The organism is Pseudomonas sp. sp1636 (assembly GCF_030376615.1).
Taxonomy (GTDB): Bacteria; Pseudomonadota; Gammaproteobacteria; order Pseudomonadales; family Pseudomonadaceae; genus Aquipseudomonas.
Genome location: NZ_JARRAB010000007.1, coordinates 104,670 through 119,051, shown reverse-complemented (window position 1 = coordinate 119,051; position 14,382 = coordinate 104,670). Strand labels below are relative to the sequence as shown.

8 protein-coding genes are annotated in these 14,382 nt (G+C 63.8%); 3 read left to right on the top strand and 5 right to left on the bottom strand.

Annotated features, from left to right (window positions below):
* Positions 1-86: 86 nt before the first annotated feature.
* Positions 87-665 carry a YceI family protein gene (locus tag P8H27_RS09240; RefSeq protein WP_289636960.1) on the bottom strand — a complete coding sequence of 193 codons (579 nt, stop codon included), beginning with the start codon at positions 663-665 and terminating at the stop codon, positions 87-89.
* A gap of 63 nt (positions 666-728) precedes the next feature.
* Complete coding sequence (locus P8H27_RS09235) at positions 729-1,274, bottom strand: cytochrome b (RefSeq protein ID WP_289636958.1); 546 nt, start codon at positions 1,272-1,274, stop codon at positions 729-731.
* 299 nt (positions 1,275-1,573) lie between these two features.
* On the opposite strand from P8H27_RS09235, the gene P8H27_RS09230 reads away from it, so the two are divergent.
* The 3 genes from P8H27_RS09230 (at position 1,574) to P8H27_RS09220 (ending at position 5,498) form a co-directional block, all read left to right on the top strand.
* A complete protein-coding gene (locus P8H27_RS09230; RefSeq protein ID WP_289636956.1) occupies positions 1,574-2,980 on the top strand; it encodes an adenosylmethionine--8-amino-7-oxononanoate transaminase in 1,407 nt (468 codons plus the stop codon).
* Between the two features lie 77 nt (positions 2,981-3,057).
* The gene (locus P8H27_RS09225; protein WP_289636955.1) at positions 3,058-3,780 is read left to right on the top strand and encodes a 16S rRNA (uracil(1498)-N(3))-methyltransferase; all 723 of its coding nucleotides are present in this window, start codon (positions 3,058-3,060) and stop codon (positions 3,778-3,780) included.
* Between the two features lie 224 nt (positions 3,781-4,004).
* Positions 4,005-5,498: a sodium:alanine symporter family protein gene (locus P8H27_RS09220; protein ID WP_289636954.1), complete on the top strand. Its 1,494-nt coding sequence runs from the start codon at positions 4,005-4,007 to the stop codon at positions 5,496-5,498.
* A gap of 81 nt (positions 5,499-5,579) precedes the next feature.
* Here the strand turns inward: P8H27_RS09220 and P8H27_RS09215 are convergent, their stop codons facing one another.
* From P8H27_RS09215 to P8H27_RS09205, 3 genes are read right to left on the bottom strand one after another with little or no spacing between them, the layout of a single operon-like run.
* Positions 5,580-6,050 (bottom strand): chemotaxis protein CheW, encoded by a 471-nt coding sequence (locus P8H27_RS09215; RefSeq protein WP_289636953.1) that lies wholly within the window; start codon positions 6,048-6,050, stop codon positions 5,580-5,582.
* A 31-nt stretch (positions 6,051-6,081) separates the two neighbouring features.
* Entirely contained in the window at positions 6,082-7,101 is a 1,020-nt protein-coding gene (locus P8H27_RS09210) for a chemotaxis protein CheB (protein ID WP_289636952.1), read from the bottom strand.
* Positions 7,098-14,360: an Hpt domain-containing protein gene (locus tag P8H27_RS09205; RefSeq protein WP_289637051.1), complete on the bottom strand. Its 7,263-nt coding sequence runs from the start codon at positions 14,358-14,360 to the stop codon at positions 7,098-7,100. The genes P8H27_RS09210 and P8H27_RS09205 overlap by 4 nt, the downstream gene beginning before the upstream one ends.
* Positions 14,361-14,382: the final 22 nt, after the last annotated feature.

Here is a 14,382-nt window from a genome sequence, read left to right as displayed (position 1 = left end):
GACCCCAGGGTCGGCGTTGTGGTTTCTGCACCGGCAAAAACGCCGACCCTGAGGTCGGCGTTCTGCGAAACAGCGCGTTGCCAGGCTTACTGACGCACGCCTTCCACCGAGATGATCAGCTCGACTTCCGCCGAAGCCGGGCCAAGATCCTTCTCGATCGCGAAGTCTTTCAGCTTAAGCATGGCGCTGCCGGTAAAGCCGGCGCGGTAGCCGCCCCATGGATCATCGCCCTGGCCGATGAAGGTGGCGGCGATCACCACCGGCTTGGTCACCCCGTTGAGGGTCAGGTTGCCGCTGATATCGGCCGTGCCTGCGCCGGTGGATTTCACCGCAGTGGAGGCGAAGGTCGCCGTCGGGTGCCGGTCGACGCTGAGGAAGTCAGCGCTGCGAATGTGCTTGTCGCGCTCGGCGTGGTTGGTGTCGACGCTGGCCGTGCTGAGGGTGACATTGACCTTGCTGGCCTCCGGGTTCTTGTCGTCGAAGCTGAAGCTGCCGTCGAAGTCCTTGAAGGTGCCGTACAGCCAGCTGTAACCCAGGTGGCTGATCTTGAAATTGACGAAAGCGTGCTGACCTTGCTTGTCGATGGCGTAATCGGCGGCCATGGCATGGCCGGCGCCGAGCAGGGCGGAACCGAGGGCCAGGGCGGCGAGGGTTTTTTTCAACATGGGCAATCTCCTTGTGAGGTTGAATAGTTCGGCACGCGGGTCATTCCACGCGACAAAAGGTTGTTAGCGAGCGAACATGCGGGCCAGCGTGCGGTCACGGTCGATAAAGTGATGCTTCAGGGCGGCCAGCGCGTGGATAGCGGCAAACACCACCAGCGCCCAGGCCAGGTATTCATGCACCAGGCCGGCCACGTCTTCCTGATTGGGGATGCCGGTGAGGGTCGCCGGCACGGCAAACCAGCCAAACACCTCGATCGGGCGGCCATCCGCCGTAGAGATCAGGTAACCGGAAATCATCAACGCCAACAGGCCCAGGTACAGAAAGCCATGCCCGAGCGCAGTGCCCAGGCGAGTCAGCCGGCCATGGCTGGGCAGGCTCAGCGGCGGCGGGCTGATCCAACGCCAGAGCATGCGCCCGAGCATCACCGCGAACAGCAGGAGGCCAATGCTTTTGTGCAGATCCGGCGCGGTTTTATACCAACCGCTGTAGTAATCCAGACCGACCATCCACAAACCCAGCCCGAACAGGCCAAAGACCGCTAGCGCCATCAGCCAGTGCAAGGCAATGCTGATCACGCCGTAGTGGGAAGAAGTGTTGCGCCACTGCATCGAGGGCTCCATAGAAAGAATGCGATCCGGAAGATGAGCGCAAGATTAACGACAAACCTATCGAATAAAAGTGGAATTTTTCGCTTTTAAATATCTGGAAATACGATATTTAAACCTGAAAAATTTAGCCCAACGAAGTTAGTCCACCCGCCCATTCTGAAGTTCAGTCCATGCCTACCAAGGGCGCGCCTGAGGGGATAATCGGCTCCTGCTGGCGCCCACCGATCCGCTCGGTTGTAGCGCACATGACCCTGGAGGCATCTGATAGGCTTGGCGCAGATGATTGGGAGAGTGTTTCGATGAGCCTGAACGACCACTGGATGCAGCGCGACCTGAATGTGCTCTGGCACCCCTGCACGCAGATGAAAGATCACGAACAGCTGCCCCTGGTGCCGATCCGCTCTGGCTCCGGGGTCTGGCTGGAAGACTTCGACGGCAAGCGCTACCTCGACGCAGTCAGCTCCTGGTGGGTCAACGTGTTCGGCCACGCCAACCCGCGGATCAACCAGCGCATCAAGGATCAGGTCGACCAACTGGAACACGTGATCCTCGCCGGCTTCAGCCATGCGCCTGTGATCGAACTGTCCGAGCGCCTGGTGAAGATGACCCCGGCGGGACTCGATCGGGTGTTCTATGCCGACAACGGCTCATCCTGCATCGAAGTCGCGCTGAAGATGAGCTTTCACTACTGGCTGAATGTCGGTGCGCCCGAGAAGAAGCGTTTCGTCACCCTGACCAACAGCTACCACGGCGAAACCATCGCGGCCATGTCGGTGGGCGATGTCGGCCTGTTTACCGACACCTACAAGGCGCTGCTGCTGGACACCCTCAAGGTGCCCAGCCCGGACTGCTATTGGCGCCCCGACGGCATGAGCTGGGAAGCCCACTCGCGGGCCATGTTCGCCCATATGGAGCAGACCCTGGCCGAGCACGGTCACGAGGTGGCGGCGGTGATCGTCGAGCCGCTGATCCAGGGTGCCGGCGGCATGCGCATGTACCACCCGATCTACCTCAGGCTATTGCGCGAGGCCTGCGACCGCTATGGCGTGCACCTGATCCACGACGAGATCGCCGTCGGCTTCGGCCGCACCGGAACCATGTTCGCCTGCGAACAGGCCGGCATCCGCCCGGACTTTCTCTGCCTGTCCAAGGCGCTGACCGGCGGCTATCTGCCGCTGGCTGCCTGCCTGACCACCGACCGCATCTACCGGGCGTTCTACGACGACTACACCAGCCTGCGCGCCTTTCTCCATTCGCACAGCTACACCGGCAACCCGCTGGCCTGCGCCGCGGCCCTGGCGACCCTGGATATCTTCGAGCAGGACAACGTCATCGAGGCCAACAAGCAGCTCGCCGCGCGCATGGCCAGCGCCACCGCGCACCTGGCCGATCACCCGCATGTCGCCGAGGTGCGTCAGACCGGCATGGCCCTGGCCATCGAGATGGTTCAGGACAAGGCGAGCAAGACCGCCTACCCGTGGCAGGAACGACGCGGCCTCAAGGTCTACCAGCACGCCCTCGAACGTGGCGCCCTGCTGCGCCCGCTGGGCAGCGTGGTGTACTTCCTGCCGCCCTATGTGATCACTGAAGAGCAGATCGACTTCCTCGCCGAAGTGGCCAGCGAGGGCATCGACATCGCCACCCGCAGCTCGGTCAGTGTGGCTCAGGGCAATACCCTGTACCCGGGCTTTCGCGATCCGGGCTAACAGCCCGCCTACGGATATCGGTGCGCACGGCGCACCCTACCGCTAGAATTTGCGCCTTTGATCCAGGTTCGCCCCTTATGCGCCTATCCCGCTTCTTTATCGACGCCCCGCTCTCCCTCGGCCAGCACACGCTGCCGGAAACCCAGGCCCACTACATCGGCCGCGTGCTGCGCCATGCGGTCGGCGATGCCGTGCAACTGTTCGACGGCAGCGGCCTGGAATACCTCGGCGAGCTGATCGAGGTCGGCAAGAAGAGCGTGCGCGTCGAACTGCGCGAAGTCTTTGCCGGCCTGGCCGAATCGCCGCTGCAGATCCACCTGGGCCAGGGCCTGTCGCGTGGCGAACGGATGGACTGGGCGATCCAGAAGGCCTGCGAGTTGGGCGCCAACGCAATCAGCCCGATTGTCAGCGCACGTTGCGAGGTACGCCTGAAAGACGAGCGTGCCGACAAGCGCATGGCCCACTGGCGCCAGATCGCCATCAGCGCCTGCGAGCAGTGCGGGCGCTCGGCGATTCCGCTCATTCACCCGCCGCTCAGCCTGGCCGACTGGCTGCAACAGGTCGATGCAGAGTTGAAACTGGTGCTGCACCCGGTTGCCGAGCCGTTAGCCAGCCACCTCAAACCGCAGTCGCTGGCCTTTCTGATCGGCCCGGAAGGCGGCTTGAGCGAGAGCGAAGTCGAACAGGCCAAGGTCGCCGGCTTCCAGGCCGCCCGCCTCGGACCGCGCGTTTTGCGCACGGAAACCGCGCCAGTAGTGGCCCTGGCCGTCGCCCAGCAGCTCTGGGGCGACTTTTCGTAAGTCTCTGTCGCCTGGATGTAACAAGATGTGATTTTTCGAGGTGGCAAGGCCGCCCGCCTCTGGCATCCTCTGCACCCCAATTGCGAGCCGCGGTCCACCCCGCACATTGCACTTGCCGAGACCGGTGTTCACCGCGCCGAACCTCTCTCCAATAATAATTCGCCAGGGTCATGCGCCTTTCCCAAAAGGAGGTCGCTGCACACCCCAGGCCCAAGGAGCACCCTATGAATGATCTGGTTAATTACCTCAACGGCCTCATCTGGAGCCCGGCACTGATCTACCTGTGCCTGGGCGTCGGCCTGTATTTCACCCTGCGCGGCCGTTTCCTGCAGATTCGCCACTTCCGTGAAATGGCTCGCCTGATTTTCGCCGGCCGTACCGACAGCAATGGCATCACCTCGTTCCAGGCACTGACCATGACCCTCGCCGGGCGCGTGGGCACCGGCAACATCGCCGGGGTCGCCACCGCCATCACCTTCGGTGGTCCGGGTGCGGTGTTCTGGATGTGGATGGTGGCCTTCCTCGGCGCCAGCTCGGCCTTCATCGAATCCACCCTCGGCCAGGTCTATAAGGAAGAGGTGCGCGGCCAGCACCGCGGCGGCCCGGCGTTCTACATCGAGAAAGGCCTGGGCATGAAGTGGTACGCGGTGACCTTCGCCATCGTCACCATCTTCGCCTGCGGCCTGCTGCTGCCAGGCGTACAGGCCAACTCCATCGGTTCCAGCTTGCAGAACGCCATGGACATCCACCCCAACACCACCGCGGCGGTGCTGGCAATCATGCTCGGCATGATCATCTTCGGTGGGGTCAAGCGCATCGCCTCCTTCACCGAAGTCGTCGTGCCCTTCATGGCGCTGGGCTACATCATCGTCGCCTGCGTCATCGTCATGTTGCACATCGAGCAACTGCCTGACGTGATCGCCCTGATCTTCAAGAGCGCCTTCGGCCTCGAAGCCGGCTTCGGCGCCATCCTCGGCCAGGCCATCATGTGGGGAGTCAAGCGCGGCGTGTATTCCAACGAAGCCGGTCAGGGCACCGGCCCGCACGCCTCCAGCGCCGCGGCCGTCAGCCACCCGGCCAAGCAGGGTCTGGTTCAAGGCTTCTCGGTCTACATCGACACCCTGTTCGTCTGCTCCGCCACCGCCTTCATGCTGCTGGTCACCGGCCAGTACAACGTGCAGGGCGCCGACGGCGAAGCGCTGTTCACCGGCATCGCCGGCGTCGCCGCCGGTCCCGGCTACGTGCAGAACGCGATGGAAAACATCATGCCGGGCTTCGGCTCCTACTTCGTCGCCATCGCCCTGTTCTTCTTCGCCTTCACCACCATCCTGGCCTATTACTACATCGCCGAAACCAACATCGCCTACCTCACCCGCAAGGTGGATCGTCCTTGGCTGGCCCCGCTGCTGAAGTTCGGCATCATCGCGGCGACCGTCTACGGCACCGTCAAGACCGCCGACCTGGCCTGGGGTCTGGGCGACCTCGGCGTGGGCCTGATGGCCTGGCTCAACATCGGCGCCATCCTGCTGATGCACAAGGTGGCCTACACCTGCCTGAAGGACTACGAGGCGCAGAAGCAGCAAGGCCTGGATCCGGTCTTCGATCCAGAGAAGCTCGGCATCAAGAATGCCGACTTCTGGATCGGCAAGCAGCCCGCCAGCGAACCGGTTACGGCGGATGCCCCGCTCGCCGGCGCGCAGCCAGAAAGCGCTCGCTAACGCGCTGAACTAAAAAGCCCCGCCTGGCGGACGGCCCCGATCGGGGCCGCTCGACAGGCGGGGCTTTTTACATGGCGTCGGTTAAATCAGCCCGGCATCCTCGAGCCTCTGCTCCAGGCCGATCAGGTCGGGAATCTTCAGCACCTCCTCGCCAATGAGCACGGCGTCCAGCTCCAGAGGCGACAACGGCACATCGGCACGCAGCAGCTCAGTACCGACTTTTACCGATCGCGGAATCCCCTGAACCAACAGAGCAATGAACTTGACCTTGGCTCGGCCGCCGAGGGCGTTGATGATCGCCACCCGCGCAGCGGAACCGACCTGCGCCTGGCCATCGGATGCCGCCTCGAACGACAACAGCGGCAGGTTCAAGTCACGCCAGCCAATCTGGCCGAGAAACCAGGCCGGCATACCGGCACTGACTTGCGGGGCGCGATAGGCAATCAGCTCCGCGACTGCCACGTTCGGCAACAACAAGCTGCGGTCGGCCAGCGGCACCAGCAGGGCGGTCAGGCTGTTGACGGTATTCGGGGTGGCTACGGTTTGGCTCATGAAAAAATCCTAAGGAGGGCGCTGCCCCAGATTAACTGCACTGCTCGGCCAGGTGATTGACCAGCCCAGCGGCCAGCTCCCGCGGGTCGGCGCTGAAGCTGCTGTAGCCACCCTCGCGCAGGCTGTCCGGCATGCTCGGGCAGGCGCAGGTATCGCCACGCTGGGTCCAGATAGCGCCCCCCTGACGCCGTACATACGCCGCCGCGGCGCAGCCGTCACTGCCCATGCCACTGAACACAATGACGCCGCATAGCCCGGCAAAGTGCTGGGCAAGGTTGAGCATCATCTGGTCGATCGACGGGCTGTAGGGTTCTGGCCAGGCACGTTCGCTGATCTGCATGGCACCTTCGTCGCTGAAGCCCAGTTCACGACTGATCGGCACGACCACCACCTCGCCACAACGCACCAAATCGCCGTGACGCGCCGGATTGACCCGCCATTGGCTATGCCGACCGACGGCCTGCGGCAACGCCGACTCGAAACTGGCGTCGATATGCTGGGCATAGACGAACCCCACCGGCAAACCGCCAGGCAAGGCGTCGAGGAAGGCCTTGATCGCAGCCGGGCCGCCGAGCGAGGCGGCCAGTAACCAGACCTGCCGGGCTGGCTCACCGACCACCAGCGGCGTATCCGCAAGCACCTGTGGCAAATCCAGGCGGGTCGGCCGCTGCGCCTCGGCCAGTAGCGCCTGCAGGCTGGGCCCAACCGCTTGCGAGGGGTCGCCGACCAGTTTCTTCAGCTTGCCGAACAGACGCCGCTCCCAGCGCGGGTAGTTTTCCGAATGCCGTTCCGGAGCATGCCCTTCGCCAAACAAGATCGGCGCGCTGGCGTTTTCCATCAGCTTATCGACCAGTGGAAAATCCTCGGTCTGGGCCAGATCGACCAACCACAAGTCGGTCTCGCAAGTCGCCAGGGTCGCCTCATCCAGACGCGCCGGGTCACTGTTGAGCACCACCTGATAGCCACTCCCGGTCAACGCCTGCTGCAACACATGGCGCTGCAGGGAAGTGTCGGCGATGACTGCTATGCGTGCCACACTGCTCTCCTTCATGCCGGCTCGCCCGGGCGGCGATCCACCCATTTCGCAATACTCTCGAGCAATGACGACTCCTGGTAGGGTTTGCCAAGGTATTCGTTGACGCCGATGGCCAGCGCCCGCTCGCGGTGTTTCTCACCGGTACGCGAGGTAATCATGATGATCGGCAAGTCTTTCAGCTGTTCGTCGTGACGCACCAGAGTCGCCACTTCAAAACCGTCCATGCGCGGCATCTCGATGTCCAGCAACATGATGTCGGGCTTGTGCTCCTGCAACTGGGCAATGGCATCCATACCGTCCTTGGCGGTCAATACGTTCATGCCGTTCCGCTCGAGCAGGCGACTGGTGACCTTACGTACGGTGACCGAATCGTCCACCACCATGACCAGGGTTGGCCGATCCGCTTCGACTTCCGCAGCGCTCGCCGTATGGCCGACCAGCCGGGGTTGCAGCTGGTTGAGCAAATGCGCATGCAGGACGCGGATGGTTGCCAGCAGGTCGAGGATCACCACCACGCGACCGTCACCGAGGATGGTCGCGCCGGAAATCCCATGCACCCCGGCGAACTGCGGCCCGAGGCTTTTCACCACGATCTCGCGGGAACCCGCCAGAGAGTCGACCTGCACCGCTACCGCGTGCTCGCTCGAACGCACCAGGATCACCGGTAAAGGCAGGCTCTGGCCGACCAGTTTGGGTTGCTGGCCGTTATTCAGCAGGTCGCCGAGATAGCGCAACTCGTAGGCCTGGCCGGCATACTCGAAGCGTGGCGCATCGGGCGCGTAATAGGCTTCCAGCTCGTAGGGGGAAACCCGCACGATGCCTTCGATGGTATTCAACGGGATGGCATACAGGTCTTCGCCCGACAGCACCATCAGCGCGCGGTTGACCGACACGGTGAACGGCAGACGAATCGCGAAGCGGGTACCCGCGCCCGGCGTCGAGTCGATGCTCATGCTGCCGCCGAGTTGCTTGACCTCGGAGTGCACCACATCCATGCCGACGCCACGTCCGGAAATCTGCGTGACCGCCTCGGCGGTGGAAAAACCAGCCTCGAGGATGAACTGGAGGATCTCGTGATCGGTCAGATCCGACTCCTCGTCCATCAGGCCACGCTCAATGGCCTTGCGCCGCACCGCATCGAGCTTGATGCCGCCGCCATCGTCGCTGAGGGTCAAGACGATATCGCCGCCCTCACGCCCGAGGTTCAGGCGGATAGTACCTTGCTCCGGCTTGCCCGCAGCGCGGCGCGCAGCGGCCGATTCGATGCCATGGTCGACGGCGTTGCGCAGCATGTGTTCCAGCGGCGCGACAATGCGTTCGAGCACGGCGCGATCCATTTCGCCTTCGGCATTGCCGAGGACGAATTCGACCTGCTTGCCCAGCTCGCCAGCGACCTGACGAACAATCCGCCGCAACCGCGGCACCAGGCGGTCGAAAGGCACCATGCGGGTGCGCATCAGGCCTTCCTGCAGCTCGGTATTGACCCGCGCCTGTTGCAACAACAGGGTTTCCGCATCGCGGTTGCGCATGGCCAGGGTTTCTTTCAGGTCGAGCAAGTCGGAGGCCGATTCGAACAATGCGCGTGATAGCTGCTGCAGTTGCGAGTGGCGATCCATTTCCAGCGGGTCGAAGTCTTCATAACCGGCGCGCTCGGCTTCGGCCTGATAACGGCTGAGGATTTGCGCCTGGGTTTCGATATCCAGACGCCGCAGCTGATCGCGCACACGGTCGATGGTCGCTTCCATCTCACTCAGGGTAAAACCAAAATCGCTGACCTGCTGCTCGACCCGACCGCGAAAGATCGAGGTCTCACCGGCCAGGTTGACCAAGCCTTCGAGCAGTTCGGCGGGCACTTTGACCAGCTCCTGCGGGGCTCGCCGGGCAGCGGCTTCCTGTGCGGCCTCCTGCGCTCGGCGGACGAATGGCAGGACTTTGGCCACCAGCTCTCGGGCCGGCAGGTCGCTGGCCGCGACTATGGGCAGCCGCAGGCCGGGCATTTTTACCGCCGCGGGCTCAACGTCAGCCGCCGCACTGTCTTCCGCCGCCAGACGGTCTTGCAGGCGCTGGCGTAATTGATTGAGTTCTTGCTGCAGCCCCTCGAACCCCGATTGGAGGTCGAGGAACAGGCTTTCCGGCCAAGGCGCACCTTGCTGCTGGGCCTCGCTCAGGAGTGACTCAAGGTCATGGGCCAGATTGCCCAGGCGATTCTGTCCGGCCAGCCGCGCGCCACCCTTAAGGGTATGCAGGACACGCAACACGTCATCGAGCGCAGTGCCATCCTCGCGGCGCTGATCCCAACGGCCCATGGCGACTTCCATCGCTTCCAACAGGTCGTCGGCCTCCTCCAGGAAAATATCGAGGATGTCCGACTCGGCATCGTCCTGATCCTGGTTTTCGGGCACCGCCTTGAGCTGCACGGCAGACGGCATGCTCAATTGCTCGTCCGGGTTGGCGCGAAAATGCTTGATCGTCTCGATCAGCGCGTCGCCATTGGGTAGCGCACGCTTGTCACGCACCGCATCGAGCATCTCGGCCAGGCGATCGTGGCACCCCTGGAGCAGGCCGAACAACTCCTGGCCAGGACGCAGCCGCCCATCACAGAGCCCTTCATAGAGGAATTCAAGTTCATGGGCGAGGTCGCCGATCTCGCGGATCTCCGCCATCCGCGCGCCCCCCTTGAGGGTATGCAGGTCGCGTTGCAGAGCCTCCAGTTCGAGACTGTTGTCAGTGTCATCCATCCAGCGCAGCAGGGCCGCGCCGGCGCTGTCGATAATGTCGAAGCCCTCCTCGAGGAAGATCTCCATCAGTTCCTGGTCGGGCCGATCGTCGAGCTCTGCTGGCGCCAGCGTCTCCAGCTCGGCTCGTGCGGCCATCTCAGGTGCGGCCACCTGCACCGTCGGTTGCTCGTCGACCGGCAGGCTCAGCTCAATCTCGTCCTCGACTTGCGGCACTAGCGGCAGGTCGTCTCCTTGCTCGTGCTCTGCCGCGTCCTCCAGTTCGGCTTCGGCTTCGGCTTCGGCTTCGGCTTCGGCTTCGGCTTCGGCTTCGGCTTCGGCTTCGGCTTCGGCTTCGGCTTCGGCTTCGGGATCAGTCTCGGGCGCCGTCAGCGCGGCTGACAAGCCCTGTGCGCCTCCGCCCTGGCGGAAGCAGCGAATCGCCTCGATCAGTTCGAGTGGCTGCGGCAATACGGCTTGGTTCTGCAGTTGCTCCAACAACATGGCCAGGCAGTCATGGCTTTGCTGCAGCAGGCCAACGAGCGGCGGGGAATGGCTGAAGCGCCGATCCACCAAGCCTTCGTACAAGGACTCCAACTCATGGGCGAGGTCGCCAATCGGGCGGATTTCGGCCATCCGCGCGCCGCCCTTGAGGGTGTGCAGATCCCGCTGCAGGGACGACAGAGCGGCCTTGTTATCCGGCTCGGCACTCCAGCGCTGCAACGCCTGCCCCGCACTCTCGAGGATGTCCACCGCCTCCTCGAGAAAAATCTCGACCATTTCCGCATCCAGCGCCTCATGGCCAGAGGACGGCGCAGCCGGCGCCGACTCGGACATGCGGTCGGCGTCCTGGTCAACCTGCAGTTCAATTGCCGTGGCTGTCTCGCCGTCGTTCTCCTGTGCCCAGGGTGCTTGGGCGAGCGCCGCAGTGGCGAGTTCCAACTCGACGATTTCCAGGCCCGCCGAACCTTCTGCGGACAACAGCGCCAGCGCGCGCGGATCCAGCGCTTCGCCGAGCAAGCCCCGCAACGCCTCGACCCGTGCAGGCTCGGCGTTGACCTGCAAGCCGGCAGCCACCTGATCCATCATGCTGATCAGCGCTTCATGCGCCTGCTCGGCCTCACCGAAGAAGCGCTCGCTGACCGCCAGACTGCCCTCTTCCACCGCGCCATAAAGGTCGAGCAGGGCTTCACAGAGCTCATCGATCTGCGGCAGCTCGGCCATCTCCGCGCCGCGCCCCAGGGTCGTCAGTTCGTCCAGCAAAGCACTCAGCTCCTGGCGATCGGCCGGATGCTCGCGCCAGCGCTGCAGCAAAGCCTCGGCATCCAGCAGGATGTCCATGCCTTCGGCGAGGAAAATGCCGATCAGCTGCGGGTCGCGGGTTTCGCCCTGCTCGCTCTGGCGACTGCTCTGCGCGGCCTCGAGGCGATCCTGATGCAGTTTGCGCGCACGTTCGAGAAACTCCGGTGCCCCAGGCAATGGGGCCAGGGGCTGAGTCTCCAACTGCCCCAGGCCGAGGCGGAACAGCTGCTCGGCGGCGCTCAATAATTCGGCTTCGGCCAGATCCATGGGGATCAGGTTGCTTTTGAACTCCTTGACCAGCTTCTCCAGCGGCGCGGCTATCTCCGCGATTGGCAGAATCCCGGCCATGTAGGCGCTGCCCTTGAGGGTGTGCAAGGCTCGCTGCAAGTCGTCAGTGACCGGCCTCGGCAACTCTTGCGCGCAATCGGCCAGGAAACCGCCCAGGGTATCGAGGTGGGTTTCGGCCTCGTTGCGGAAAATCTCCAACAGTTGCGGATCGAGCGCTTCGACCTGTTCATCCACTGCTGCGGTCGCTTCGGCGACACCCGCAAGCGGGGCCGCCGGGGCGTCGGCTCCGGCCAGGCGTTGGCCTTTCGCCAGAGCATGCGCGGTGGCGGCCAGCAGGTCGACATCGTCACGCTGACGCTGGGCCTTGGCGGCGAATTCGTCCACCAGGGCCGGCATCAGCACGACCACATCAGCCACGACCTGCAGCACTTCGGCAGCGGGCTGGATGCTCCGATCGAGCAGCCGATTGAGCAGGTTCTCGATCGACCAGCCCAATTCGCCGATGACCAGTGCCCGAACCATGCGGCCACTGCCCTTGAGGGTGTGGAAGGCCCGGCGTATTTCGCTCAGGGCCTCTCTGTCGGTCGTGTCGGCGCACCATTGCGGCAGAAACACGCCGATGGTCTCCAGGACTTCGCCGGCTTCTTCGACAAAGACTTCCATCAACTCGTTATCGACCGGCTCTTCATCGGCCGGCGGCGGCAACAAACTGGGCGGCACATCCTGCGCCGGCGGATTAATCGCCTGTAGCGGCGCGGCCATGACATCGGCCATCGACAGCGGCCTGTCGGCCTCGGGAGCGGACTCATCGACCACTGGCGGCGCGCTCGGCAGCTCAACCGCCGGCACCCCCAGCGACACCAGTTCGGCCTCATCCCAATCCGCCGGGCTGCTCAGCTCGTCCAGGCGCAACTCTTCGGGTTGCAGATCGACGCTGTCGAACGAGAGCGTCGGTTGCTCATCCAGTTCAAGTGCCGGCAGCGACTCGGCAGCGGCGGGTTCGCCAGTGAAGTCGACCAGCTCAAACTCGCCTGCCAATGGCTCAATAGCCCAATCGTCGAGCGGCGGCTCGCCGATGGGCGCGACGGCGGCCAGCTCGCTGAACTCCGCATCCAGCTCATCGGCGGGTGGCGGGGCGAGCGGCTCTGCCGGCTCACCGAGCGGATCGGCCGGCAGCTCAAGCGCCACCCCCGCGTCCGGGTCGTCGGCCAGCACTTCGCGGGCATGCCGCAGGTCGGCCTGCGGCTCATCCGGCGGTTCCACACGATCGAGGATCGAGGGTTTTTCTTGCAGTGGGTAGCCGAGGTTTTCCAGGCTTTCCTCGGCCACATCGAGAATCAGGTCGCCCTGGCTGCCATGATCTTCGGCCAAGCGTTCGAGGTAATACTCGACGCTGGTGATGGCATCGGCCAGGGTGTCCAGGCTCTGCCAGTTCGGCACGGCCTTGCGCGCCAGCAGCTGTTCCTGAATGTAGCGGTTGCAGGCATTCAGCAGATCCGCGGCACGCGTCAACGGAATCATGGCCAGGCCGCCACGCACCTGGGTCAGCAACGCCGGCACGCGCGCCAGATGCTCGTGGTTCCACTGCGAGGCGATGAATTCGATAATCGCGTCCTTGGCCTGCTCCAGGCCAGTGCGCGCCTCTTTGATCACCAACTGGTGAATCTGCGCCACGTCGGTGGTGGGCAGATGGCTCTCTTCGCGACCACTGTCGGCAACCGGGCCGACCATGCCCGCCAGGGTCGCCTCGACGTACAGAAGGGCACCGGCAACATCCATCAGCACGGCATCGCTCGGCGCCTGCCGGCCAAGCGCCAGACCGTGAACCACGTCGATCTGATCGAGGATGACTTTGCGTGGCTGGCCGAAACCGAGCACCGCCAGGGTGTCGGCAATCTGTTTGAGCGGCGCCAGCAGGCTGTCCAGTTCGGCCACCTGATTGCGGTCGCTGCGCACGAACAGGTCGAGGCTGTCCTTGACCCGCACCAACTCCTCGCAGAGGGCGCCGACCACCGAACGCATGGCGTCGCGATCCGGGCCGGCCAGCCGGGCCCGTTCTTCATCGACGACATCATTGCCCGGTAACGCGTCGTCGAGACGGAATTGTTCCTTCAAGGCGCTGATGCGCGGCGACTGCGCCGGCGCCTTGGCCACGTAGAACAACAAATTCTTGGTCAGCTCGTCGGGGGCAGACTGGTTGATGCCATCGGCACCCTGCTCGACCAGGCGCTTGAGCTCTTTATCGACCTGGCGCAGCAGGGTGCGTACCGACGTACCATTGGTCACGCCACCGCCGGCCAGACCCTCGACCAAACCCGAGGCGATCTGCCATAACGCGCCAAGCGGTGCGTCCTTGCACAGCGTCTCGAGGCGGCCGAAAACCCGCGCCATGTAGCCCAGATTGGTCGGCAGATCCTGATTGCGAATCACCCCAACCAACGCCACTTGCAGCATCTGGCGCAGTTTGCGCAGCAGTATCGGCAGCTCTGCGGTGCGCAGTGCGCCCAGGGAATCGACCGACAAGGCCGGCGTTCGCACGGACATATCCGGGGAAAACAGGCTGGTTTCCGAGAGTAATTTTTCGCCGCGGGCAGCACGCAGGTCGTTGAGCAGTGGCAGCACCACCATCGGCAAGTCGCGGCGCGCGGTCTGGATCCGGTCGAGGTAGACCGGCAACTGCAGGATGGCCTGCATCAGCACTTCCAGGGCCTCCCCCTGGTTGGCCACGCGGCCTTCCATCAACGCCTGGGCCAGGTGCTCCATTTCTTCGGCGAGCAGCGCTGCGCCGTAGAACTCCACCATTTGCAGAGTGCCGTGTACCTGGTGCACATAGGTCAGGCAGAAACGCATGCGCGTCGAATCCTGCGGATTCTCGACGTACGCCTCCAGGGCTTGGCGCGCCTGTTTCAGGGTTTCCGCGATTTCGCCTTTGACCCATTCCAGGGCGACATAGTCGTGCCGATCCCCCATAGCCACTCCACTCATATACTTG

Coding starts and splice junctions, on each gene's coding strand:
- P8H27_RS09240 (WP_289636960.1), bottom strand. CDS start 665: ATGTTGAAAAAAACCCTCGCCGCCCTGGCCCTCGGTTCCGCCCTGCTC.
- P8H27_RS09230 (WP_289636956.1), top strand. CDS start 1,574: ATGAGCCTGAACGACCACTGGATGCAGCGCGACCTGAATGTGCTCTGG.
- P8H27_RS09235 (WP_289636958.1), bottom strand. CDS start 1,274: ATGCAGTGGCGCAACACTTCTTCCCACTACGGCGTGATCAGCATTGCC.
- P8H27_RS09225 (WP_289636955.1), top strand. CDS start 3,058: ATGCGCCTATCCCGCTTCTTTATCGACGCCCCGCTCTCCCTCGGCCAG.
- P8H27_RS09210 (WP_289636952.1), bottom strand. CDS start 7,101: ATGAAGGAGAGCAGTGTGGCACGCATAGCAGTCATCGCCGACACTTCC.
- P8H27_RS09220 (WP_289636954.1), top strand. CDS start 4,005: ATGAATGATCTGGTTAATTACCTCAACGGCCTCATCTGGAGCCCGGCA.
- P8H27_RS09205 (WP_289637051.1), bottom strand. CDS start 14,360: ATGGGGGATCGGCACGACTATGTCGCCCTGGAATGGGTCAAAGGCGAA.
- P8H27_RS09215 (WP_289636953.1), bottom strand. CDS start 6,050: ATGAGCCAAACCGTAGCCACCCCGAATACCGTCAACAGCCTGACCGCC.